General features: G+C 50.8%; 22 protein-coding genes, 1 pseudogene and 1 riboswitch. Of the genes and pseudogenes, 11 read left to right on the forward strand and 12 right to left on the reverse strand.

Annotation, left to right across the window (positions count from 1 at the left end; translation table 11 throughout):
* The first annotated feature begins 88 nt into the window (after window positions 1-88).
* Window positions 89-1,063 (forward strand): class 1 fructose-bisphosphatase, encoded by a 975-nt coding sequence (locus AT746_RS00715; protein WP_062475032.1) that lies wholly within the window; start codon window positions 89-91, stop codon window positions 1,061-1,063.
* 19 nt (window positions 1,064-1,082) lie between these two features.
* Here AT746_RS00715 and AT746_RS00720 read toward each other — a convergent pair whose 3' ends face one another.
* The 3 genes from AT746_RS00720 to AT746_RS00730 all read right to left on the reverse strand — a co-directional run bounded on the left by AT746_RS00720 (window position 1,083) and on the right by AT746_RS00730 (window position 5,316).
* Entirely contained in the window at window positions 1,083-1,601 is a 519-nt protein-coding gene (locus tag AT746_RS00720; RefSeq protein WP_062475036.1) for a GAF domain-containing protein, read from the reverse strand.
* A 78-nt stretch (window positions 1,602-1,679) separates the two neighbouring features.
* The gene (gene ribA, locus AT746_RS00725) at window positions 1,680-2,297 is read right to left on the reverse strand and encodes a GTP cyclohydrolase II (RefSeq protein WP_062475039.1); all 618 of its coding nucleotides are present in this window, start codon (window positions 2,295-2,297) and stop codon (window positions 1,680-1,682) included.
* Between the two features lie 142 nt (window positions 2,298-2,439).
* Entirely contained in the window at window positions 2,440-5,316 is a 2,877-nt protein-coding gene (locus tag AT746_RS00730) for an EAL domain-containing protein (protein ID WP_062475042.1), read from the reverse strand.
* A gap of 244 nt (window positions 5,317-5,560) precedes the next feature.
* On the opposite strand from AT746_RS00730, the gene AT746_RS00740 reads away from it, so the two are divergent.
* Window positions 5,561-5,866 carry a c-type cytochrome gene (locus AT746_RS00740; protein WP_062475047.1) on the forward strand — a complete coding sequence of 102 codons (306 nt, stop codon included), beginning with the start codon at window positions 5,561-5,563 and terminating at the stop codon, window positions 5,864-5,866.
* Window positions 5,867-5,885: 19 nt separating this feature from the next.
* Window positions 5,886-6,215, forward strand: coding sequence for a response regulator (locus tag AT746_RS00745; RefSeq protein WP_062475050.1), 330 nt, complete (start codon window positions 5,886-5,888; stop codon window positions 6,213-6,215).
* Here the strand turns inward: AT746_RS00745 and AT746_RS00750 are convergent.
* Window positions 6,209-6,391 (reverse strand): hypothetical protein, encoded by a 183-nt coding sequence (locus AT746_RS00750; protein ID WP_062475053.1) that lies wholly within the window; start codon window positions 6,389-6,391, stop codon window positions 6,209-6,211. The two genes, AT746_RS00745 and AT746_RS00750, sit on opposite strands and share 7 nt — an antisense overlap.
* Window positions 6,392-6,486: 95 nt before the next feature.
* Here AT746_RS00750 and AT746_RS00755 point away from each other — a divergent pair, with 95 nt between their 5' ends.
* Complete coding sequence (locus AT746_RS00755) at window positions 6,487-7,476, forward strand: GlxA family transcriptional regulator (protein ID WP_062475059.1); 990 nt, start codon at window positions 6,487-6,489, stop codon at window positions 7,474-7,476.
* Here the strand turns inward: AT746_RS00755 and ubiK are convergent.
* From ubiK to AT746_RS00775, 4 genes are all read right to left on the reverse strand, one after another.
* Complete coding sequence (gene ubiK, locus AT746_RS00760) at window positions 7,463-7,714, reverse strand: ubiquinone biosynthesis accessory factor UbiK (RefSeq protein WP_062475060.1); 252 nt, start codon at window positions 7,712-7,714, stop codon at window positions 7,463-7,465. The genes AT746_RS00755 and ubiK overlap by 14 nt on opposite strands.
* Window positions 7,715-7,813: 99 nt before the next feature.
* Window positions 7,814-8,182 carry a DUF2750 domain-containing protein gene (locus tag AT746_RS00765; protein WP_062475061.1) on the reverse strand — a complete coding sequence of 123 codons (369 nt, stop codon included), beginning with the start codon at window positions 8,180-8,182 and terminating at the stop codon, window positions 7,814-7,816.
* 4 nt (window positions 8,183-8,186) lie between these two features.
* Window positions 8,187-8,429 carry a TIGR02647 family protein gene (locus AT746_RS00770; RefSeq protein WP_062483834.1) on the reverse strand — a complete coding sequence of 81 codons (243 nt, stop codon included), beginning with the start codon at window positions 8,427-8,429 and terminating at the stop codon, window positions 8,187-8,189.
* Window positions 8,430-8,486: 57 nt separating this feature from the next.
* Complete coding sequence (locus AT746_RS00775) at window positions 8,487-8,987, reverse strand: hypothetical protein (RefSeq protein ID WP_062475063.1); 501 nt, start codon at window positions 8,985-8,987, stop codon at window positions 8,487-8,489.
* A gap of 221 nt (window positions 8,988-9,208) precedes the next feature.
* Between AT746_RS00775 and ubiD the strand changes: the two genes are divergently transcribed.
* Together ubiD and fre are read left to right on the forward strand one after the other, a co-directional pair.
* The gene (gene ubiD, locus AT746_RS00780) at window positions 9,209-10,675 is read left to right on the forward strand and encodes a 4-hydroxy-3-polyprenylbenzoate decarboxylase (RefSeq protein WP_062475065.1); all 1,467 of its coding nucleotides are present in this window, start codon (window positions 9,209-9,211) and stop codon (window positions 10,673-10,675) included.
* 17 nt (window positions 10,676-10,692) lie between these two features.
* Entirely contained in the window at window positions 10,693-11,391 is a 699-nt protein-coding gene (fre, locus tag AT746_RS00785) for an NAD(P)H-flavin reductase (RefSeq protein WP_062475067.1), read from the forward strand.
* 164 nt (window positions 11,392-11,555) lie between these two features.
* On the opposite strand, the gene AT746_RS00790 is transcribed toward fre, so the two are convergent.
* Window positions 11,556-12,182: a thiol:disulfide interchange protein DsbA/DsbL gene (locus AT746_RS00790; RefSeq protein WP_062475070.1), complete on the reverse strand. Its 627-nt coding sequence runs from the start codon at window positions 12,180-12,182 to the stop codon at window positions 11,556-11,558.
* A gap of 124 nt (window positions 12,183-12,306) precedes the next feature.
* Window positions 12,307-14,181 (reverse strand): TonB-dependent receptor plug domain-containing protein, encoded by a 1,875-nt coding sequence (locus AT746_RS00795; RefSeq protein WP_062475074.1) that lies wholly within the window; start codon window positions 14,179-14,181, stop codon window positions 12,307-12,309.
* 58 nt (window positions 14,182-14,239) lie between these two features.
* Window positions 14,240-14,442, reverse strand: a riboswitch (cobalamin riboswitch).
* 143 nt (window positions 14,443-14,585) lie between these two features.
* Between AT746_RS00795 and betB the strand changes: the two genes are divergently transcribed.
* Both betB and AT746_RS00805 read left to right on the forward strand, forming a co-directional pair.
* Complete coding sequence (betB, locus tag AT746_RS00800; protein ID WP_062475076.1) at window positions 14,586-16,046, forward strand: betaine-aldehyde dehydrogenase; 1,461 nt, start codon at window positions 14,586-14,588, stop codon at window positions 16,044-16,046.
* Window positions 16,047-16,147: 101 nt separating this feature from the next.
* Window positions 16,148-16,741, forward strand: coding sequence for a TetR/AcrR family transcriptional regulator (locus AT746_RS00805; protein ID WP_062475079.1), 594 nt, complete (start codon window positions 16,148-16,150; stop codon window positions 16,739-16,741).
* A gap of 7 nt (window positions 16,742-16,748) precedes the next feature.
* On the opposite strand, the gene AT746_RS00810 is transcribed toward AT746_RS00805, so the two are convergent.
* Window positions 16,749-17,099, reverse strand: coding sequence for a hypothetical protein (locus AT746_RS00810; protein ID WP_062475082.1), 351 nt, complete (start codon window positions 17,097-17,099; stop codon window positions 16,749-16,751).
* A 278-nt stretch (window positions 17,100-17,377) separates the two neighbouring features.
* On the opposite strand from AT746_RS00810, the pseudogene ccoG reads away from it, so the two are divergent.
* From ccoG to cfa, 3 genes and pseudogenes are all read left to right on the forward strand, one after another.
* Window positions 17,378-18,810 (forward strand): annotated as a pseudogene (ccoG, locus tag AT746_RS00815) (cytochrome c oxidase accessory protein CcoG).
* Complete coding sequence (locus AT746_RS00820; protein WP_062475085.1) at window positions 18,810-19,787, forward strand: serine/threonine protein kinase; 978 nt, start codon at window positions 18,810-18,812, stop codon at window positions 19,785-19,787. Before ccoG ends, AT746_RS00820 begins: the two are co-directional and overlap by 1 nt.
* A 632-nt stretch (window positions 19,788-20,419) precedes the next feature.
* On the forward strand, window positions 20,420-21,604 hold the full coding sequence (gene cfa, locus AT746_RS00825) for a cyclopropane fatty acyl phospholipid synthase (protein WP_062475088.1): 1,185 nt from the start codon (window positions 20,420-20,422) through the stop codon (window positions 21,602-21,604).
* 12 nt (window positions 21,605-21,616) lie between these two features.
* On the opposite strand, the gene AT746_RS00830 is transcribed toward cfa, so the two are convergent.
* The gene (locus AT746_RS00830; RefSeq protein WP_062475091.1) at window positions 21,617-24,667 is read right to left on the reverse strand and encodes an efflux RND transporter permease subunit; all 3,051 of its coding nucleotides are present in this window, start codon (window positions 24,665-24,667) and stop codon (window positions 21,617-21,619) included.

Here is a 24,667-nt window from a genome sequence, read left to right on the forward strand (position 1 = left end):
AATATAATACTAACCAGACCAGTATTTGATCCGGTTGGTATAACCCCTGTACCTACACACTCAATCTGAAGACGTAAAGGTTTAACCTATGAAACGACTTAATACACAATTACAGGAAGACGATTGTCCTCTGGAGTTGATTCTTCTTATTCGCACACTGCTGGCAGCCTGCAAGGAAATCTCGTTCCGGGTCAGTCAGGGAGCGCTGGCCGGTGTGCTGGGCTCAACCCTGAGTGACAATGTTCAGGGTGAAAGGCAGAAAAAGCTGGATGTCATCTCCAATCAGATCCTCAAGGACATTCTCAGTGAGTCAGGCTATGTCAAAGCCGTGTCTTCTGAAGAAGAAGATAAGGTCATAGGTTGTACCAATGATGGTAAATACCTGATCAGTTTCGATCCGCTGGACGGTTCTTCCAATACCGACATTAACAGTCTGATTGGTACCATCTTCTCGGTGATGCATGCGCCCCAATGGATGGAGCCGGATGATCCTTCAGCCTTCCTGCAGCCCGGTACGCAGCAGGTTGCTGCAGGTTATGTGTTGTATGGTCCTTCTACCATGCTGGCCATGACCACAGGCCGTGGAACCCATTTATACACCCTGGATAAGACTCATGGCGGCTTCCTTTTGACCCGTGAACGGGTGCAGGTGCCCAGAGAAACTCAGGAGTTTGCCATTAATACCTCTAACCAACGTCACTGGGAGCCCTGCATGCAGAAGTATATGGCTGACCTGCTGGCCGGTGATCAGGGGCCCAGAGGCAAAAATTACAATATGCGCTGGGTGGCGGCAATGGTGGGCGATATTCACAGGGTGCTGTGCCGAGGCGGCATATTTGCTTATCCCTGGGACAACAGAGAACCTGAGAAAGCCGGAAAGTTACGCCTGATGTATGAAGCCAATCCCATGGCCTTTCTGATGGAGCAAGCCGGCGGCGGTGCCTCTACAGGAAAAATGCGTATTCTTGAAGTAATGCCCGAAGATATCCATCAAAGGGTGCCGGTTATTCTGGGCTCTGCAGATGAGGTGGAAGCCTGTCTGGAGTATTTCAAGGGCAACTAATATATCGGCCAATAAAAATCTATCTGGCGCCGCCGGAAGCGATAGCGGCGCTGATAACACTGGCAATGAGTTGCAGTATCTGTACATCTACATCGTCAAAAGCATTGGTTTTTGCGGAAAAGACTTTCAGTACACCGACCAGCTGTCCGTCAGTCTGTAGCGGAACGACCAGCATGGATCTGAGCCCGACTCTTTCACAGGCCTCGGCGTCCACTCTGTTATCTGTGTTGGCGTCCTGGCAATTCAACACCTGACCTTTCTGAATACACAGGCCTGACAGGCTGGTATTGGCTTTGAGTCTTAATCCGATATTGTTTCTGGCCAAGCCCGTGGCAGCCATATAGACCATTTCATCCCCTTCAGCCAGTTCCACCACGCCGCCACTGGCAAAGGTCAGGTCTGAGGCCAGTTCTGCCATGCGCTCCATAATCTGTGTGGGATTAAGATGCTTACGGATAATTTCGGTTTGGGCGTCAATAACAGACAAAAGCTGCTGCTTAGTTAACAGTGAGGTAGAAATCGGCGATTTGCTTAGCATGGATGCCAGAGCTCCGGGTTATACTGAGCATCCATGCTTTGTTATTATTATTTTTGCATTCAGTACATTCTGTTACATTTATTTTAGCAGATGGGGATCGAACTCGTGACCTAATTTTTGTGTTTTGGTGCGGATATATATCCTGTTGTCATCGGTGATGCCGTGATCTATCGGGGTGCGGGCAACCACCTCAATCCCCAGATCTCTGAGGGCCTGAATTTTACGGGGATTATTGGTCATCAGATTAACCTTGCTGACTTTCAGACAATCAAGCATATAGCCGCAAATACTGTAGTCGCGCAGATCCGCGTCAAAGCCCAGATGTTCATTGGCCTCTACCGTATCCATGCCTTTGTCTTGCAGATGATAAGCACGGATTTTATTCAGCAGTCCTATGCCCCTGCCTTCCTGGCGTAAATAAAGTAATACCCCCTTGCCCTGCTCGACAATATTCTGCAGCGCTTTTTCCAGTTGAGCTCCACAATCGCAACGGGTACTGAAAAGGGCGTCACCGGTCAGACACTCAGAGTGAATACGTATGGGCACCACATCGTCTTCCTGCCATTGTCCGTATGACAGCGCCACATGCTCCTGTCCTGAATGTTTCTCAACAAAACCATGGATAGTAAACTGACCCCAGCGGGTCGGTAAGCGGGCAGAGCTGATGTAATCAAAAAGCGGATCTTGGTGTTTCATTAGCGTCCGGGAGTCAATCGTCTTAGGGTATAAGCAATGGGTATCATTGCGGCCATTATACACCCAAGGCGCATCTTACGCCCTGGATATTAGCAATATACTGGTGCAGAGATGGCATTAAAAACCTGAAATTCCGGCTCATTTAATCGATTTTTTCTGCTGATATTGTCAGTGGCGCGAATTCTCTGATACTGGCCGGCCTGGCAACGCCATAACCCTGGGCATAATCGACACCGATTTTTCCCAGTTCAATCATGATTTCCTTACTTTCTACGAATTCAGCCACAGTCTGCATGCCCATGGCCTTTGCCACTTCTTTTATTGAGCGAACCATGGCCATGTCCACCGGATCAATAAGCAGATCCCTGACGAAACTGCCATCGATCTTAACGAAGTCTACCGGCAGGCTCTTCAGGTACCCATAGGAGGAGAAACCACTGCCGAAATCATCCAGTGCAAACTGGCAACCCAGCTGATGGAAAGTCTTTATAAACTGTAAGGTCTCATCCATTTTGATAATGGCAACGCTCTCGGTGATCTCAAAACAAATCTTGTTATAGGGAATGGCATATTTTTCAAAGGCGTTGAGCACGAACAGACGCAACTCTTTGTCACCCAGAGAATGGCCACTGAGATTGATATTGGCCTTAACCAATTGCTGTTTATGCTGAGGATTATCAGCCAGCCACTTAAAGTAATGTTCTATCACCCACTTATCGATCTGGGCGGTCAGATTGTAACGCTCCGCTGCGGGTAAAAAGGTTCCGGGTGAAACCATTTCTTCGCCTTCCTCGCCGCGCATCCGCAACAGGATCTCGTAGTGATAGCCTTCGGCCAGTTTATGCAAAGGATGGTAATGCTGATAAAACAGTTCAAATCTGTCGTGTTGCAGTGCCTGATTAATCAGCGACACCCAATGCAATTCGGTTTCGTACCGCTGAATTTTCTCATCTTCCTTGGAGTAGGCGTGAATCTGATTACGGCCCTCCTCCTTGGCCATATAACAGGCAGAGTCAGCCATGCTGAGCAACTGTTCGGAGGTTTGAATCTGTTCGTCATAGGGCACCAGACCAATACTGATACCGAGAGTGAAAATGCGGTTTTCCCACACAAACCGGAATTGCTGCAATACATTCAGTAGTTTGTTAGCCAGCAGAAAGGCGTTGTCTTTGCTGGCCTGTTCCCCCTGGAGTAGCACGCCGAATTCATCGCCGCCGAGTCGGGCCAGCAACCCTTTGCCTTCGACCACATCATTAAGTTGCTTGGACAACTGTTTAATCAGGACGTCGCCAGCCTTATGGCCACAGGTGTCGTTGACCACTTTAAACTGATCCAGATCCATATACAGCAGGGTAAGTTCTTCGCCGCTCTGATTGGCCTGCTCCAGGGCAGATTTCAGACTGCGTTCAAACTCTCTTCTGTTATGCACGCCGGTGAGGGGATCATGGGTGGCCATATATTCAAGGCTGAGGTTGGACTCTTTACGTTCGGTAATATCGAAGATGGTGCCAAACAGATAATCTTCGTTATGCTCCCGGCGCAATTGCACCGATATGGAAAACCAGAACTCAGAGCCGTCCCGGCGTACGCCGCGGATCTCTTTGCCCATCACCACACCTTTTAGCCGCAGGTCATCCACCAGGCTGAGTCTGTCCTGCTGATTAGCATAAAACTGGGCCGTGGTCCGGCATTCCCGCAGCATCTGTTTTTCATCATCGTAGCCAAATAAGCTGCACATGGCGGGGTTTGTGGTGATCAACCGGCCGTCCATGGTTGAGGTGTACAATCCCTCCGCCGAATTGCGGAACAGATCATAGAAGCGACGCAAATCATTGATGGTATCGCTTTGCCGCTGCTGGCGTTGTTGATGCTTAACCTGCTCATGAGCTTCCAGTGCCAGTGCAATCAACAGCACCCCAAACAGGATCAGCAGCATCATATACAGGCTCAGGTCAGCGTCCAGTATCACGCCACTGAGATAGAGCCCGGCCTGTACCAGCGCCACCAGCGCAATACAGGACCAGCCAATGGCGTAGATGCGATTGGGTCTGCCATCCCGACGATTACTGAAGCGCCAGGCCAGCACAAATTGCAGGGCCACAGTGGCGCCAGCGAGGCCGATGGCTGCGATCAGTTTCCAGTAATCATTCAGTACCAGCGCAGAGAAAAACAGCAGATATGACAACACATAAGAGGCGTAGCGCCAATAAAGGGGGACGCCTCGTAACATCAGGTGAGAAACTTTGGCAGCATTGAACAGAACCAGGGCCGCCAGCACCGAGCTGATAACCGAAATATACAGAGACAACCCCGGGATCAACTGCGCCAGAATGCCTTCAATATTCAGAAATAACAGCATAAAGCTGAGGCTGGCCAGCGCAAACCAGAAGCGTACCGGGCTTCTTAACAGTACATAAGTGATCAGATAGTAGAAGAACAGGATCGCCAGGGCTCCGCCGATCATGCCGATCAGGGCCATGTTGACCTGTTCGGTTTTTATCAGACTCTCGTCATGCCAGAGTTCGGCCGAAAACACCATGGGGCCACTATCGGCAATGCGGAAGTAGACATCTAATTGTTCGCCGGATGACATATCCAGCCGGTTAACAAAGTGTCTGTGATTGACTTCTCTGGCAGACAACGGGCGCATGGCGCCCATCATCAGGGCTTTGCGAATACGCCCCCGGTCATCGAGTACATGAATATCCACTTCATCCAGACTGGGATTGGCAATAATCAGGTCAAAACGTTCCGGAGCACCGCTGTCATTGCGCACCCTGAAGCGTCCCCACAGACTCTGGTCTTCAGTCAGTGGCTCAATACTGAAACCGTTCTGCCAGCCAGCCATGTGCTGCACTTCCGAGAGCAGGGCATATTTTGGAGTACGCAAAAACTGGGCATACTCCTTGACGTCCAGATGCCCGAACCGGGCATCCAGTGTCAGAGTTTCCAGTGATTGTGCCGGAAACGGATTCAGCAGGGCGCTGAGCAACCAAATCAAAAAGCCTATTCGCTTCAAAGCAGGACTTCGTTATTGTGATTATTTGTGCCAGTATAAATTCTTTGCCAGCCCATGAAACCCCAAAGCGTAAAATTCAGCCAAATATCCGGACCGATCGGTATTCCTATGCAAATGCCTTGAGAAGCTGATACTTTATCGCTGGTGTCTATTTGCAGACGTTGCGTTATAGCAATCCACATAGATAATAGATCTCCCAGAGCGGACAATTATCTATGTGGATTGGTATTAAAAAGGAAAAAGAATGAAAATCATTTTACTGGTATCTGCTTTACTTGTGAGTACCCCGATTCTGGCGGCAGACAAAGACGCTGGCAAGGCTAAATCAGCCACCTGTGTGGCCTGTCATGGCAGCAACGGTATCTCTGCTATTCCAATGTATCCGAACCTGGCAGGACAAAAAGAAGCCTACCTGGCCATTGCCCTGAAAGCCTATCGTGACGGAACCAGGAAAAACATGGTAATGGCGCCGATGGCTAAGCCTCTCAGCGATGAGGATATCGCTAATCTGGCGGCCTATTACTCCAGCCTGGATCCCAGCGGCAAATAATCAGACATAGCAGCGTCAGATGCGGATTTTACTGATTGAAGCCGACAGGCAGTTATGCCAGCAACTGGCGCTGGTTCTGCAAAGTGGCGGTGGTTACAAGGTCACTCAGGTTTCATCGGCGCAACAGGCGGTACCGCTGTTGCTTAGTCAGCAGTTTGATCTGGCAGTCGGGCGTGCTGCAGCTCTTTGCCAGTTGCCGGTGCAACTTACCAGGATTGGTTTTGGTGCCCGGCCCGACGAAAAGCCACCCCGTTGTCTGGGCTGGATCGATTCGGTGATGCCGCTGCCCGGTTTCGCCGAACAGGTGCGACAGCTCTGGCAGCAGCATACTACCGGCAGCGATCAGTGATCCCCGCGCTCCAGTGCCAGTGCCGCCAATAACAACAGGACTACCAGTAACGCCGGCACGCCGATAAATTGTACCGCAGGTGCCAAAGCTATGGCCTGTTGCAGCCAGAAAGTCAGCCCCCAACCCGCCGCCAGGATCAGCAATATCAGATAAAATTTTCCATGGGTACGAAACATTTTTCACACCTCTTAGTTGATGGATTTTTAGTCTACTCTCTTGCATAGACAGCGATTAGTGGCAATAATGATAAAAAAGATGCTGATATTGACATATGAAACATATTGCCATTCTTGCCACTGATAACGCGCTGGGTTCAGAGATAATGGGGATTAAGGATTTCCTTGCCTTTGCCAATTCCTATCAGCGTTTCCTTCATCCTGGTGCCAATCCCTTATTCGACAGTGAGATTTACTCTTCGAAGGGCGGAGACATAGTCTGTTCAAACGGTCTGTCGGTGCCGAGTAGGGGGGTAGCGGAGCTTGTTCCGACGGATGCCTTAGTGGCTGTGGCAGCCTATGCCTATGACAAAGAATCGTTGTTTTCTTATTTGTGTCAGGCCGAAGCCGTGAGCAGTGTCTTACAGCAGGCCGCATCCTCGGGCCAGTTAGTCGCCAGCCATTGCGTGGGCACGTTTGCACTGGCCGAAGCGGGGATATTAGAGGGTAAACGCGCCACCACCTGCTGGTGGATGAAAGAGGTGTTCTCCCGGCGGTATCCGGGGGTGGAGATGGTGATGGATGAGCTGGTGGTGCAATCTGACAACCTGATCACCGCTGGCGCAACAACGGCGTTTTCCAGCATATTGATGAAGCTGGTGGAAGAAATGGTATCCACAGAGTTTGCCAATGGACTGTCTAAGATTCTGCTGCTGGACAGGCAAAGATTGTCGCAGAAGGTTTTTATGAATCCGGCGATGGTAATAGGACACAGAGACAGCCTGGTAACCAATATTCAGCTATGGATGCGTCGTCATTACACCGAATCTGTTTCGCTGGACCAGCTCTGTGACAAGTTTGCGGTAACCAAACGTACCCTGATACGCAGGTTTAAGGCGGCGACCGGACAAACACCGCTGGTCTATTTGCAACAGTTGCGTATAGAAAAAGCCAAGAATTTGCTGGAGGCCACTGATCAGCCCATCGAACGTATCGTCGAGCAGGTAGGTTATGACGACCCTGCTTCGTTTCGCCGCTTGTTTGTCAGTCACACGCAGCTTACACCCAAGGTGTATCGGCAGCGATTCAGCCTCAGTCCTGACTGAGCTGTTTCTCCAGTTCACCGAGGCGGGCTTCCATGGCTTCAAGCTTTTCTCTGGTGCGCTGCAGCACATGGGTCTGCACATCAAATTCTTCGCGGCTGACAAAATCCAGCCGGCTAAGCTGAGACTGCAGCACCTGCTTGACCCGGGTTTCAGCACCCTCGGCCATATTTTTAACGCCCGGGGGAATGGATTCGGCAATCTGCCTGGCGATCTCTTCAATTTTCTTTGGGTCTAACATAAGACGGTTTCGCTCCTGATAATTCTGGCAATAATAGCAAGGTATCAGTGCCTTGGCACGCGTCGCTGCGGCACTGATACTTTGCTGACTCGCGCATAATTATCTGCCCAGTTTCTCAGCCATTTCTGAGGGGGCCATAATCAGGCCTTCTTCAGCAGGCAAGGGAAACAGCGCAATCTGGATTTCATCTTCTTCAAGTCCGGGAAGCCATCGCTGTTGCCACTCGTCCAGGCTGATGCTGTGTGCCCGGCAATGAGACCATTCGTCATTAACCCAATCCATAGCAAAGATTTCATCTGGCCAGACAGGAATGCAGTCTTCTTCATCTGTGGTCAGGATCATCGCGCCGTCGTCATCCACCAGAGTCCAGATTATCTTGTTCTCGACCAGTGCTGTAAGCAGATAAGCAGAGCGTTGTTCAGGGTTCTGAGCCAACAGGCTGTGCCTGTCTTGTGGGGTTGTGCTCATATTGTTACTCCTGAGAGCCGGCAAGTGCAGAGGACAGAATCTGCGCATGCTCAATAAGATCATGGCCGAGATCCGTGAGGTAGCCGCCATCTGCCCGGTCGATGATACCTTTTTCAAACAGACGCTTTGCGGCGGCTATGGTACCAGGGTCGGCATCCTGGTGAATCTTCAGACCCTGATGGAGGCTGGACAGAGGAAACTTTAACAGCAGGTTCATTTCTTCAAGCATGGGTTGGGTAAAGGGCATGTCTATCTCCGCATTATTCATTTCAGCATCAGGCCAGCCGAATGATCCAGAGCAGGGTCATTTGGCTGTGTCACTGATCTTCTTATACCGACCATCGAACAGACTCGACCAGCTCTGTCCCATGTCTTTACTGTATTGCCAGTGTTGACGAACAGTGTTGTCTTCCATATTGGGTGTCCAGGTGATTCGGTGCAAGACTTTTTCGCCCTTATCGGTGATCCCCTCACCACTTAACTGCATATTGCCCTGTTGAAAACGGCCTTCAAGGACTAATAACAAACCGGTATTATCGACCCAGGTCTGATGCCAGAGGTCTCGTTTGGCGTCATAGATGTTGAAGCTCCTTCCTTCATAACCGTTGTCGGTTTTGTAGTGTTCGCGGATAACACAATTATTCAGGTCTTTACTGATATGATTGAGCCCGGCAAGCTGACCCTCAGCAAAGACGCGCCAGCTTCCCAGCCAGAAATCGAACTGATTGAAAGAATCTGACTGGCATTTGGCCATGGCAGGTAATGAAATCAGGGTGAGCAGGATGCAGACTGTCAGGATCCTCACGGGCTTCTCCGATATACTATTTGTTTGTTGTGGCTAACAGCAAAAGTTAACACACTCTAGTTCAGGCAGAATGAAATTGGCAGCAGCCTGGTATCAACCGGGTCGAACCGGGGATCAGGAGCGGTCTGGCGGGTATCAATGTTGTCTGCATCGGCTTTCGTCTGGTAAATCGCATTTGTAGTTGTGAAATAAGCAGCGCCCCGAGGAAATAAACGAACCTTATGAAGTACAAAGACTTACGGGACTTTATAGACAAACTGGAACAGGCCGGTGAACTCAGACGCGTCACTCAGGAAATTGATCCGGTTCTGGAGATGACAGAGATCGCCGATCGGACTCTGCGTGCAGGCGGGCCGGCAATACTGTTTGAGAACCCCAGGGGGCACAACATGCCGGTGCTGGTGAATCTGTTCGGCACACCGAAGCGGGTTGCGCTGGGTATGGGACAGGATTCAGTCGAGGCGTTGCGGGACGTCGGCAAATTACTGGCCTACCTGAAGGAGCCGGATCCGCCAAAAGGCTTTAAGGAGCTATGGGAAAAGCTGCCGCTGTTCAAACAGGTGTTGAATATGCCCGCCAAAGAGCTTAAGAAAGCGCCCTGCCAGCAAGTTGTCAGAACCGGTGATGAGATGGATCTGACAAAGATACCGATTCAGACCTGCTGGCCGGAAGATGCTGCCCCGCTGATTACCTGGGGCCTGACCGTTACCCGCGGGCCCCACAAGAAACGCCAGAATCTGGGCATTTATCGTCAGCAGTTGCTGGGCCCCAATAAGCTTATTATGCGCTGGCTCAGTCACCGTGGTGGTGCGCTGGATTTTCGTGAATGGTGCGAGCAGCATCCCGGAGAGAACTTTCCCGTGTCTGTGGCATTGGGCGCCGATCCTGCCACTATTCTTGGCGCGGTGACGCCGGTTCCTGACACCCTCTCAGAATATGCTTTTGCCGGATTGCTGCGCGGCGACAAAACCGAGGTAGTGAAATGTATCAGCAATGATTTGCAGGTGCCGGCCAGTGCCGAAATCGTGCTCGAAGGCTATATTGCGCCGGGCGAAACGGCTCCGGAGGGCCCCTATGGTGACCACACGGGCTATTATAACGAAGTGGATGACTTCCCGGTTTTTACTGTTACTCATATCACCCATAGAAAAGACCCTATCTATCACTCTACCTACACAGGCAGGCCGCCGGATGAACCGGCCATCCTTGGCGTAGCGCTGAATGAAGTCTTTGTGCCGATACTGCAAAAGCAATTTCCGGAAATTGTGGACTTTTATCTGCCCCCCGAAGGTTGCTCTTACCGGATGGCAGTGATCACCATGAAAAAGCAATATCCCGGCCACGCCAAGCGGGTGATGATGGGAGTCTGGTCATTTCTGCGCCAGTTTATGTACACCAAATTTGTGGTGGTCTGCGATGATGATGTTAATGCCCGGGACTGGCAGGATGTGATCTGGGCGATTACCACAAGAATGGATCCGGCCAGGGATACCACCATGATTGAGCATACGCCTATTGATTATCTGGATTTTGCCTCACCGGTTTCCGGTCTCGGTTCGAAAATGGGCCTGGATGCTACCAATAAGTGGCCCGGTGAGACCAACAGAGAATGGGGGCGCCCTATAGTGATGGATGATAAGATCAAACAAAAGATAGACAGCATCTGGGACCAACTGGGGCTGGATTAAGGTAAAGAACACAGAAGATGTCAGAATTTGAATGCCAAGTAGTGACCATTGAACCTCTTACTGCCAACGTACAGCGGATCCTGTTAAGGCCCGAGAATGCGCCGGATTTCAAAGCCGGGCAATATATCCGCGTGGTGATGGATGAAGGTGATAAACGCCCCTTTTCTATTGCTAATGCCCCGGATGAATCGGGTCTGATTGAGCTGCATATCGGCGCTGCCGAGCATAACCCCTGGGCCATGCAGGTGATTGAGAAAATGCAGTCCGCACCCGGGATAATGCTGGATGGTCCTCATGGTAATGCATTTTTGCGTAACGACAGGCCTCATCCGACTATTCTGATGGCTGGTGGAACGGGCTTTTCTTATACCTGGAGTATTTTGCAACAGTTACTCAGGTCACCTTTAAAAGAACCATTATTCCTGTATTGGGGCACCCGCACCCAGGATGATATGTACGCCTTACAGGAGTTAGAGGAACTGGCTCAGCAGCATTCAAAATTCCGCTTTATTCCGGTACTGGAAAATCCGGACTCCGACTGGCAGGGCCGCTCAGGGCTGGTGCATCAGGCGGTACTGGAAGATTTTGTCAGTCTGGAACCCTATCAGGTGTATATCGCCGGGCGATTTGAGATGGCCGGCGCGGCGCGGGAAGATTTCCATAATCAGGGGCTGATGCTGGAAAACCTCTTTGGTGATGCTTACGACTTTATCTGATCAATTCCGGATATTGTCGGGACTCTGTCGCCGATTGTCCGGAGCTGGGCCGTCAAGGCAGTGTAGGTCGGAATTTATTCCGACAACGATATAAGTTCCTGCCATCCAAATAAAAATGCCAGACAGCTGTCTGGCATTTGTTGTTTATCTGGAGCGCTGTAGCGTTATTTTTGCTTAGACAACCAGACCACCAGTTCCACTATCTGATCCGGTGTCATATCGCGGGTAAATTTGGCTTTGTACTTGCCATTAACAATAAAGGCCGGAACGCCACCAAGGTGCTGACGATACTTTTCAATATTTTTATTGTTACGACCCATCATATTGTTCACACCAAAGCTCTCTGCAAGTTTGTCGAACTCATCGGCTTCAACACCCTGAAGCTGGAATATATTCCGTAGATCTCGCATTTCAGTGATGCTGGCACGCTGTTTGTGGATATAGTCGAAGATGGCTTTATTCATCTTCTCTTCCTGCTTCAGTGAGCGGCCAACCAGCATGGCACGGGTGGCACTTTCCTGAGTTTCCTTTTCTGCGAATCCCATAAAGTTCACATGTACTTTCTCAAACTTGACGTTGTCGTCAATTTTGCTTTTCATCTGTGCCACTAAGGGCTCAAAAGCGTTACAGGCGGGGCACCAGAATGAGAAAAATTCCAGAATTTCAGGTTTAGAGGTTGCCTCGTCGGCAATCACTTCGTAATGGGTACCCTCCTGCCATTGCTGTTGCTGAGCGCAGGCTTGCAGGGGAAAAATCAGAACAAAGGCCAGCAGGCCGAACAACTTTTTCATAGCGTTTGTCATCCTTTAATGTAAACCGCAGCAAGATTACCACTATTTTCAGTAAATGCCGATCCTGCTGCGACCTTATGCATTTTTAGTCAGTCAGGGTTCAGGTAACCGGCATTGCGCCGGTCTAAAACTGATAGCGGGCAGACAACCAGAATTGTCGTTGCTGACCCACAAAACCCAGTACATCCTCATGCTCTTTATCAAACAGGTTTTCTGCTCTAAGCCGCAACTTCCATTGCTCATCCAGGCGGTAGCTTAGCGCCAGATCCACCAGCGTATAGGCAGGCAACTTGACCGTACTGAAGGTGAGAAAATTGGTATCCAGCTGGGTGCCCTGATAACTGGCCCTGATAAAAAGCTCAAGGGGTAGACGGGGAAAGCTGTAATCTGCCGAAATGAACCCGGAGTGATTTGCGCGGCGCAGTTCAGGCTGCAGTTCGCCACTAAAATCGGGCTGTTGTGAGTCGAGGTAACTATAGGCCCCGGTCAGTTTAAGCTGATGCCATTGGCCTCTTATCTCCAGTTCGGCACCTTTGCGTTCGCTGGTGTCCTTAAGATTAATGGAACTGGTAAAATCAGCACTGCTGGCGATTTCGTCCTTGAGGCGGGCTTTATATAAAGCCCCGCTGAGCTGCCATTGTTGCGACAGTTGTAACTCCCCGCCAATTTCCATGCTTACGGAGTGTTCTGCCTGAAGATCCGGGTTGCCAATGAAACTGCCGGGGAAAAAGCCGAACAATTCGATAAAGGTCGGGTTCTTTATGGCCTTGCCGGCACTGATATAGAGCTTATGGCCCTGGCCCGGATAAAAGCTGAGTCCGGCCTGATAACTTTCTGCATTCTCAAAAAAATTGTTGTTGTCATGGCGCATACTGGCAGACACCGACCATTGCCCGCTGAGCTGATGCAGCCAGTCAATACCTATGCTGTTAGCATCGTTGGTACGTGCCTGGTCAGAAAAACCGCTGGGGTCCTGCTGGTCAAAGTCTTCCTCAACCCTTTCTGTCAACAGACTCAGATGGCTGTTCTGCTGATATTGATAGCTACCCTGCCAGTAAAGGCGCAGTTTTTCACTTTGATTGGCGTTAGTGTAGGCGCCATTGGCAAAGTTCTGGTTGTCATTATGATTCAGTTCCAGCCCTAAATCCTGTTGCCATTCTGTGCCTTCGGGGGCGAACAGCCAGTTTAGTTTGCCCTGATATTGTTCGATTTCCGTATAGTGATCGGTATCCTGCGGCAGGCCGGTAACCGCATAGTCTGTTTCATCGTAGTCACTGCTGGCGCTGACATGACGCACACTAAGATTAACCTTCGAAGCAGGGGTGATTTGCCAGCCCAGCCCCGTGCTGAACTGCCTGTTCTCATAGCCGTCTTTTTCATTGCCCTGACGGGACACATTTTGTCCGTCACTGTTGTAGTCACTGGCATTCAGCGCATAGTTAAACTCGCCCTGTTTGCCGCTGATACTGGCAGCCAGATTGGAGCTGCTGGCGTCTCCGGCTTCCAGTTTCAGCTGTCCGGAGAGCGGTTCCTGTGCCTGCAGGGTGGTGATGCTGATCACTCCTCCTACAGCGCCGTTGCCCCACAGTGCACTTTGTGGGCCGCGCAAAATCTCGATGCTGGTGATGTTATCCAGGTGCAGATGGGCAAAATCCACGCCGCCATCGCTGAGATCGTTGATCTCAACGCCATCTACCATTACCAGTACATGGTTGGCTTCGCTGCCACGCATCCTTACCTGGGTAACGGCCCCTCTGGCGCCGGACTGACTGAGACTGATACCAGCCTGACCACGCAGCAGTTCGGTGACGCTGATGGCTCCTGATGCTTCAATATGGGCGCGGTCTATTTTCGTCAGCGCCGCACTTAGCTGAGCTTGTTGCACTGGCAACCTGGCACCAATAACGCTGATAGTTTCGATTTGTTGTGCTTGAGTCTGGTGGCTGGCAAACAGCACAACCGCCACGGCCGCTGCGGCCTTGGAATAGGAATGGGTCATAATAATAAATCCGGATTGGCACTCCGCCCGAGCGCGTTTTCTTCATACCGAAAAGTATTTCTCGGCAACCTGATCAGGCCGGTATCCGGGCTGGCAAGGCTTATCTGTTAGTACAGATAAGTTGTTGCAGCGCCTTCCCATCATTATATGACAGTGGCACCGTGCTGCAGTCTCTTGCTTACCGTTGCGGGGGCAGCGTCTTGCGAACTTCCCGTTTAACTTTTGGTTATCACCAAAAGCACCATAATCGGCGGCCATTATAATTGCATGGTATAAAAATGATAGGCCTGAACGGGATTAAAAATGCACTGACGGCGGTTTCCTGTCCGCTCTTAACCAATCCGTTATTGAATCTGATTGGTATTGGCTATGCTTTAAGCTGACACAAAGATCGGGAGGGGTTTATGACACAGTGCTACAGGAATTATATTCACGGTGAGTTTATTGATAACACCAGCGGTGAAAGTTTTGAGGTCATCAATCCGGCCACCGGGCAGGTCGCTTATGAGGTTCAGGTGGCCGATGAAACTGTACAGCAGGCCGCCATCGAAAGTGCACGCAAGGGTTTTGCCCAGTGGTCGGCGATGATGCCGGTGGAGCGCAGCCGGATACTTTACAAAGCGGTGGCACTGCTGCGCGAAAAAAATGATGAACTGGCCAGACTGGAAGTGATCGATACCGGCAAACCTATTCAGGAGGCGAGTGTGGTGGATGTGGTCACCGGAGCCGATGCGATTGAGTTTTTTGCCGGCCTGACTGCCAGCATTGAGGGGAATCAGCAGGATCTGGGCGGTGATTTTTATTACACCCGTCGCGAGCCCCTCGGTATTTGTGCGGGTATTGGCGCCTGGAATTATCCCATACAGATTGCCTGCTGGAAAGCCGCCCCGGCTCTGGCCTGTGGTAACAGCATGATTTTCAAGCCTTCAGAGGAAACGCCGATGGGGGCTATGCAACTGGCGCAAATTTTTACTCAGGCCGGGGTGCCTGATGGCGTGTTTAATGTAGTGCATGGCGATGGCAGAGTCGGCGCCTGGCTGACAGCGCACGAAGCCATTGCCAAGGTGTCTTTTACCGGCGAGGTGGGGACAGGTAAGAAGGTGATGGCTGCAGCCGCGGCGAGCCTCAAAGAAGTCACCATGGAGCTGGGCGGCAAGTCGCCGTTGATTGTGTTCGAAGATGCCGATATTGAGGAAGCTGTATCTGCCGCCATGTTAGGAAATTTCTATACTCAGGGTGAGGTGTGCACCAACTGCACCCGGGTTTTCGTCCATGACGTCGTCTACGACAGTTTTATGCAACAACTGTTAAGACGCACCCGCGAGAATATTGTTGCCGGCGATCCGCTGGATCCTGACACTAATCTCGGTGCGCTGATCTCCGCTAAGCATCAGCAGCTGGTGCTGGATTACATCGAAAAGGGTAAACAACAGGGCGCGACACTGGCCTATGGCGGGCGGGCCATTCAGCCTGATTCGTCTGCGGGCGGCTTTTTTGTGGAGCCCACCATATTTACCGATTGCAGCGATGATATGACCATTGTCAGGGAGGAAATTTTCGGGCCGGTGATGTCGGTGCTGCGTTTCAGCGATGAACAGGAGGTGATTGACCGAGCCAATGATACCCCTTATGGTCTGGCCGCCGGTGTTATGACTCAGGACTTGCGTCGGGCTCACAGAGTCATTCACCAGCTTCAGGCTGGGATCTGTTGGGTCAACAGCTACGGTGCCTCGCCTGCTGAAATGCCGGTTGGTGGGTATAAGCTGTCCGGTATTGGCAGAGAAAACGGCATGGAAACTCTGAAACAATATACCCAGCTGAAGTCTGTCTATATGGGTATGAGTAAACTGGAGTGTCCTTTTTAGTGTAAAGCGCGAAGATGTCCCTTGGCATGGGTAGACGATACCGTATACTTACCACTAAAGTTGTCGCAGAGTTAAGAACAGATATTCTCTGAGGAGAGGTTGTGGGACGCAGTGACGATAAGCACCAGGATATTCTCTGTGCGGCGATCAGGGAGTTTGGTGAAAAAGGCATGATGGCCACCACCATGGAGTCAATTGCGAATCAGGCCGGCGTGTCCAAGCGTACATTGTACAAACACTATTCGTGCAAGGAGGATTTGCTTGATGCTGTGGTCACGCTGTTGTTGCAGCGTATTGAACCGCTCAAAAATATTACTTACAGCCCGCAAAAGCCCTTGCTTGAGCAGTTAAGAAATATCGGAGAAAAAACCCTTCAGTTGGTGTGCGATGAAGACTATTTGCGTCTGTCACGGATTATCATTATTGAGTCTATGCGCAGTGAGCAGGCGGCCAAAGTTCTGAACCAGAAGTTCAGTGATTGTGAAAAGCAGTTGTATCAATGGTTTACGCAGGCTTCGGAAGCAGGTGCGTTGGGCACTATGAAACCGCAACTGGCTGCCACTCTGTTTTATGGTGCAATCAGGGAAGGGGCTTACTGGGATCAGGTGGCGCAGTGGAAACCTGTGCTGAAAAAAGAACAGGGAAAAGAACTGATCGACAGAGTGTGCTGCTTTTTTGTCAAGGGTATGCAGTAATCCTGACTCAGAATTCTACTTTGCGTATTTCTGAGCATAAGTAAATGCGGGTGTTTCCATACACATAGGGATTCTTGTCATCTGTCTGGCAATAGTAACGTTGAAAGTGCTCAATCTTGCCACGGCTTGAAGTGATATCCATTATATAGTCATGCTGATACTCGTTCAGGTTGGCAATGTAAGGGCTGATCCGCTTCTGTAAATCAGACAATACTTTACGCTCACCCATTTCTGCCACATGGGCGATCCAGCCAGACAGGGAATGTTGCATATCTGTCAGCAGATACTGAGCAAAAGAAGAGCGCAGTATTACCAGCAGCGAGGCAATTTCCAGTAACAGTACAACAGTGCGTTTCATCTCTCAGACCATTTTTAAAACCTGTGTGGATTATACCCGAGCATATCGGAGCTGCCTATGACTGTTACTTATGCAATTAGATAACAAAGTTTACTGGTCAATATTTAAACAGTTCTCAACGGAAGGATAGCGCGAGTTTTGATGCAGAACAAAGCAAAGCAAGTGGGCTGATGGTATACTGCCGCCACACTGGTCAGTGCTTTTCGTGAAATATACAGTCAGATGCGGCTAACGCCGCATACTAAAAGTAATGCGATGGGTATAGCAAAGAGATCCTTATGAATAATCAGATCCCTGTGAAAGATGTTACTCAGGTGAAGATTCATCAGCCTGACAAAGGCCGCCATGAACAGCAGGATCCTTCCAGAAAACGCATTTATGTGCGTGCAGTGCAGGGGCCGCTGGAAACTTTTCGGCGTTATTTCGGCTTTATTTTTCTGGCGCTGTTCGCGTTGCTGCCGTGGATTAGTTACAACGGCGAACAGGCTATTTTGCTGGATATCGCCGAACAACGATTCAGCTTTTTCTCGTTGACCCTGTGGCCACAGGATCTCACTCTGCTGGCCTGGATCTTTATTATTGCTGCCTTTGCGTTGTTTTTTGTGACGACTTTCGCCGGGCGGGTCTGGTGTGGTTTTATGTGCCCACAAACCACCTGGACTTATATGTTTGTGTGGCTGGAAGAGAAAATTGAAGGCGGTCGCCACCAACGCATGAAGCTGGATCAGCGCCCTATGGACTTCGACAAGTTCTGGCGTAAGAGTCTTAAACATCTTTGCTGGCTGATCATTGCCCTGCTCACTTCCCTGACCTTTGTCGGTTATTTTACACCCATAGATGAGCTGTTTGTGGACTTTGCTCTTTTCGAAACCGGCTTCTGGGCGGCGTTCTTCATATGGTTTTTTACCTTCTGTACTTATGGTAATGCCGGCTGGATGCGGGAGATCATGTGCACTCATATCTGCCCTTACGCCCGATTCCAGTCGGTGATGTTCGACAAAGATACCTTTACCGTTGCCTATGACAATCAGAGAGGTGAGCAGCGTGGCCCCCGTTCCAGAAAGACTGACAGGCAAGAATTGGCGGCTAAAGGGCTGGGGATTGTATCGATTGCCATTTATGCGTGCAGGTCTGCCCTACCGGCATAGATATCCGCAATGGTCTGCAATATGAGTGCATTAACTGCGGCGCCTGTGTAGATGCCTGTAATGGCGTGATGGACAAAATGGGCTATCCACCGGGGCTGATTAGCTATACCACAGAAACCCGCCTTAAGGGTGGTAAGACTCATATTGTCAGGCCAAAGCTGGTGGGTTACGCCGTGGTATTGGTCGTTATGCTGGGCTTTCTGGTGTTTGAAATTATGACAAGGGTACCCTTGCAGGTGGATATCATCCGGGATCGCAACCAGCTTTACCGTGAGACGACTGACGGTCTGGTGGAGAATGTTTACACACTGAAAATACTCAACAAATCGCAGCAACTGCAACGCTACAGCATTTCCGTGGAAGGCCTTGAAGAGCACCGGCTGATCGGTAACAGCGAGGTTGAGGTCAGAGGCGGTGAGGTTTATGTGGAGCCGGTGAGTGTGGCGGTTGATCCCTATAATTTAGAAGACACCATGCAGGATATTGTTATTGTTGTTCAGGGTGTAGATAAACAAGGACAGCCGGTAGAAGTGCGCACCAAGACACGGTTTTTGTACCGCTGATGGCAGATTTCAGTTATGCCAGCCTGACACCCGATCTGATTCTGGATGCCATTGAAAGTACCGGCATTTTAGTGGACTCTGGCCTGCTTGCTCTTAACAGTTATGAAAACCGGGTGTACCAGTTCGCCGATGAACACAAGCAGCGCATGGTGGTTAAGTTTTACCGCCCTGCCCGCTGGAGCACTGAGCAAATACAGGAAGAACATGATTTTGCCCTGGAACTGCAGGAGCAGGAAATTCCGGTAGTGGCCCCCCTCGTGCTGGGTGGAAGCACTCTGCATCAGTATCAGGGCTACGCCTTTGCGTTATTTCCTTCTGTGGGCGGCCGTCAGTTTGAGGTGGATAATCTGGATCAACTGGAGTGGATGGGGCGTTTTATCGGTCGTATCCATGCCGTGGCCGCCACCCGCTCTTTTGCGCACCGCCCTGGTGTCAGCGTCGAAGCGTTTTTGTACCAGCCCCGTAAGGTGCTGGACCAAACAACATTGGTGCCCGAGGAGCTAAGACTGCCACTGTTTACGGTCATGGATCAGGTCATAGTACAAACCGCCGGGCAATATCAACAAGGCACATTTACGCCCATACGCCTGCACGGTGACTGCCACCCCGGTAATATTCTCTGGCGTGACGGCCCCACTTTTGTGGATCTGGATGATTGCCGCATGGGGCCACCGATTCAGGATCTATGGATGATGCTCTGTGGAGACCGCCCCCAGCGTCTGTTACAGATTGATACCCTGATTTGTGCTTATGAGGAATTTTGTGATTTTGACCATCGGCAACTGGTATTGATCGAGCCCCTTCGGGCCATGCGCATGATCCATTATATGGCCTGGTTAAGCCTGCGCTGGGAAGATCCCGCTTTTCCGCGAGCCTTTCCCTGGTTCAGCACACCGAAGTACTGGGAGCAGCAGATCCTGTCCCTGAAAGAACAGCTCTCCGCTTTGCAGGAGGAGCCACTTTCCCTGATGCCCTAGAGCGCCATATAGTTTAAATAAACAACACCAGCGAGAGTTCAAAAAGCGCGCAGGCAAGGCAAATTTTTGAAGGTTTAGTGGGCCTAAATCAAGAAAATTTGCCGCCGGATGCGCGTTTTTTGGGCCTCGCCCTTCGGGAGCGCCTGAAAAAGCCTCACTCTGCGTTCTGGTTGCTTAAAAGAGCACCACTATTCCTGCGCAACCACGCCTTGATTGAGACTCTTTCAGGCAGCTCTGCTGTTCGTTTTTTAAACTATATGGCGCTCTAGTTGCTTTCTTTGTGTCAGTCACTTAGCATAATTTCTAGGGCCTGTTGATCTTTTCTGTATGAATTTTGTTCTAATTAAACGCTTTTTAATCGAGGCGCAGCGTTGAAGGCCTAATGGATTAAGTCGAAATGCTGCAACAAAGAGTAAAAAGCGTTTAAGACGAATCCGAAGGACAGCGTTTGTGCGGCATTTCTACTGCTTTAGCACTCATTCATGTAGAACAACTACACTACAATCGTGCTTCATTGTATAAATACCGCACAACTCGCTGCAAAAGCATACAGCAAAGATCAGCAGGCCCTAGTCAATATAGTCCGCAGCCGTATCACACTTTCATGCAGTACTTCATTAATGGAGAGGGTCATGTCAGAAGAGACAGCAGGAACAGATAACAAGCTCGACAAGTACAGCAGCGTACCGCACGGTACAGCAAAGGAAGTACCATCATGGCTGGAACACCTGCTCAGTTCCACTGGTATTACCGTCAATGGTTCCAACCCCTGGGATCCACAAATTCATGATCACCGTTTTTACCGCCGGGTGCTACAGGAAGGCTCCCTGGGTGCCGGTGAAAGCTATATGGATGGCTGGTGGGATTGTGCCAGGCTGGATGAATTCTTCACCCGGCTGATGAGCCGGCATCTGGAGAAGGAGATCACCGGCAAATGGGTGGCAGTCAAGCACTGGATGATGGCCCGGCTGGTCAATCTGCAATCTGTCAGTCGCGCCTTTCAGGTGGGGGAGCAGCATTACGATGTAGGTAATGATCTGTATCAGGCAATGCTTGACCCGACTATGTGTTATTCCTGCGGGTACTGGCATCAGGCTCAGGATCTGCATCAGGCCCAACGACAAAAACTGGATCTGGTATGCCGTAAGATGGATCTGCAACCCGGTGACAGGGTACTGGATATCGGCTGTGGATGGGGCAGCTTTGCCGAATTTGCCGCCCGCCAATATCAGGCCAGTGTCACAGGTGTGACGATCTCCAAAGAGCAGCAAAAACTGGCTACAGACCGCTGTGAAGGTCTGCCTGTAGATATCCGCTTGCAGGACTATCGTAGCCTGCAGGGGCAGTTCGATAAACTCGTTTCTATCGGCATGTTTGAACACGTGGGGCAGAAAAACTATGACACCTACTTTCAAAAAGCCAGAGAATTAATGGAGGACGAGGGCATATTTGTGCTGCACACCATCGGTAAGATGGAATCCCGGCTGGGCACTGATCCCTGGATCCATAAGTATATTTTCCCTAACGGGGCTATTCCGTCACTGGCCCAGATCAGTAAGGCCTGCGAGCCCTATTTCGTGGTGGAAGATGTGCATAATTTTGGCCCGGACTATGACCACACCCTGATGGGCTGGCTGGACAACTTCAGAGCCGCCTGGCCACAATTGAAACATCAGTATAATGAGCGCTTTTACCGCATGTGGACCTATTATCTGCAGTGCTGTGCCGGTGCCTTCAGAAGCCGTAATCTGCAATTGTTTCAGGTGGTATTGCGTAAGCCAGGCTCAGGCCTGAGCCGATACCATAGTCCCAGATAAGAATAAAGGTTCTCAATCGCGTTTAATCCGATAAAATACGGTATAGAGTACCGGCACTACACCTAAGGTCATTAGTGTGCCGATGCCCAGCCCAAAAGCGATGGCGCTGGCCATGCCATAAAACAGCGGGTCTTTGCCGATAATCAGTGGCATCAGCCCCATAATGGTCGTGATGGTGGTCATGGCGATAGGCCGGACCCGCATCAGGCAGGCATCGATTACCGCCTGGTAGTCGGACTTGCCTTCCTGCTTTTCAAGATTGATGCGATCAATCAGCACAATGGCATTGTTGATGATTATACCGGCCAGGCTGTACAGCCCCAGCGATACCATAAAGCCGAAAGGCGCCTGCATTACGAACAAGCCAATTACCGCGCCAATAAAAGACAGAGGGATGGTGAGCACTATCACCAGTGCAGGCCGGTAAGCATTAAACTGGGCTATCAACAGAACCAGAATCAGGCCCAGCACCATGGGCATACTGGCACTCAGCGCCCGCTGAGCTGCTGCAGACTCCGTAATGGCGCCATCATACTCGATACTGTGGTTCACCGGCAGGTCGGCAGCAAGAGCCTGGATATCGGCGTCGATCTGCCGCTGCAGATCCTCCGCTGACAGTTTGATATTACGCGCTTCCACACTTACGGTTCTGAACATATCCTCGCGGTGGATAATGGCGTACTGATTTACCGGTGCGAATTCGGCCACCTGAAACAGCGGCACAGCACGCCCGGTGCTGTGGGAATATACATTTCGCGTGCGCAGGCGATCGAGGTTGGAGCGCTCTGCATCCTCAGCCCTGAGCATAATAGGAATGATCTCATCCTGCTCCCGGAACTCGGTGATGGTGAGTCCTGAAAAATACCCTTGCAGGGCGTTGGCAATGTCCTGTGAGGTGACCCCTGCACGGCGGGCACGGTGCTGATCAACCCGCACTTCTACTTTGGTGATACGGTTTTCCCAGTCACTGCGAATATCCAGGGTGTCGGGAATTTGCTGTAACAAGGCCATAACCTGCTGTGCCTTGTTATAAATCACTTCTTTGTCCGGACCTTTAACCTGGATCTTAATGGTGCTGGAATCAGAGGGGCCAAGAAACATCTTTTTCACCCGCGCCACCAGGTTGGGAAACTGTCGTTCCAGTTCATTATTCAGCTTCAGCGTCAGCGCGTTAAGATTCTGCCCGGGGTGAGTATTCAGCACAATGAAACCCTTATTCTCGGCAGGATCCTCGGGGTTGAGTGACAGCACAAATCTGGGGCCGCTAAAGCCCACATAACCGGAATAGGATTCAATCACATCATTGAACCTGTCCTGATCCAGCCAGGCAAACACTTCCTGCATCTGGCGGTTGGTTGCCCGTGCCGAGGTGCCGCTGGGTAAATCGATATTGATCAGAACCTGAGTACGATCCGAGTTGGGAAAGAACTGCTTGGGTAGCTGCCTGATCCCCATCACACAAACTACAAATACCAGAACCAGGGCCCCCATAAACAGGGCCTTGTGTGCCAGTACCCAGGTGAGAAACTGCGCATACTTATCATGCAGCGCCCAGTGCCGTATGGGTTTATCACTGTCGCCTCTGGTTTTAACACGGATAAAGAAATAACAAAGTACCGGCGTGATACACAGCGCCAGCACCCAGCTGGTAAGCAGAGTGATCAGGATCACCAGTGAAATGGAGCGGGTGTATTCACCTGCAACATGATCGGCCAGCATCAGCGGCAGGAAAAACAATACCGTGGTAGCCGATGAACTCAGCAGTGGCAGCGCCAGTTCTCTGCCACTTAAACACATGGCTTTAAATCGCTCTTCACCCTGCTCCAGCCGTCGTTTGAAGTCTTCCGCCAGCACAATACCATTGTCTACCAGTAAGCCCAGCGCGATAATCAGCGTGGCCAGACTCATTCTCTCCAGTTTAATATCCATAAACTGCATGATGGTGAGGCTGGCGAGCATCACCATAGGCACTATGGTGCCCACGATCAGCCCGGTGCGCACACCGAGAAACAACACCACTACAACCAGCACTATGGCCAGCGTCTGCAGCACGCTGATGGAGACATTATTCACGGTCTTTTCCACCTGTTCTGCCTGATAGGTGGCGATATCTAACTGGTAACCGATAGGGAGGCTGGACTCAATTTCCCTGATTTTGTTTGTCATCCGCGGCGCATATTCGAGAATGTTGTATCCGGGTAGCATGGCGATGGCGAAAAAAATCGCAGGCTCGCCGTTGAAGTAAGCCGGTTTTTCAGGGGGATCCTGCAACCCCCGCCGGATTTCCACCACATCTTTAAGGGCGATAAATTCACCGCTGCCGGGAATGGTGATATGTGTATCGGCGATTTCACTGAGGCTGTTAAAGTTGCCTGAGGGCTCGATAATAAAGCTGCGGGTGCCAGTATCTACCTGCCCACCGGGGCTGATAATATTCTGATTCTGCAACTCGCCGATCAGTGACTGGGGTGAGATACCCAGCTGTGCCAGGCGGGCATTGGAAGCTTGCAGATAGATACGTTGCTCCTGTTGGCCGAGCAGATCGATCTTCTTGGTACCCTCTACCCCATAAAGGCTGTCGCGGATATGCTTGGCCATTTCGTGCATGGCTGCCATATCAAAACCGTCGGCGGTCAGGGCCAGGGTGATCACCGAGACATCACCAAATTCGTCATTGACCATAGGTGTGCGGGTACCCTCAGGCAGACGCCGCTGGGCTTCGAGCACTTTGTTGCGTACGTCCTGCCAGATTGCATCCAGATTGAAATAACGGTCATAAATTTTCACATGGATGATGGAAAGCCCCGTGGAAGAAGAGGAAGTGAGCTTTTTCACCTCAGGGATTTTGCGGATCTCCTCCTCCAGCTTTTTGGTAATCAGCTGCTCCACCCGCTCCGGCGCCATACCCGGATAGGCCGTGGTAACAATGGCTTCGCGGATGGTAATGCTGGGATCTTCCTGGGCGGGCATGGTGAAGTAGGCGTATACGCCGTTGATTAACAGCAGCGCCAGTATCACAAACAGGGTTTTACGGTATTTAAAGGCCAGCTCGGTGAGATTCAT

Source organism: Lacimicrobium alkaliphilum (assembly GCF_001466725.1).
In the GTDB taxonomy this organism is placed as follows: Bacteria; Pseudomonadota; Gammaproteobacteria; order Enterobacterales; family Alteromonadaceae; genus Lacimicrobium; species Lacimicrobium alkaliphilum_B.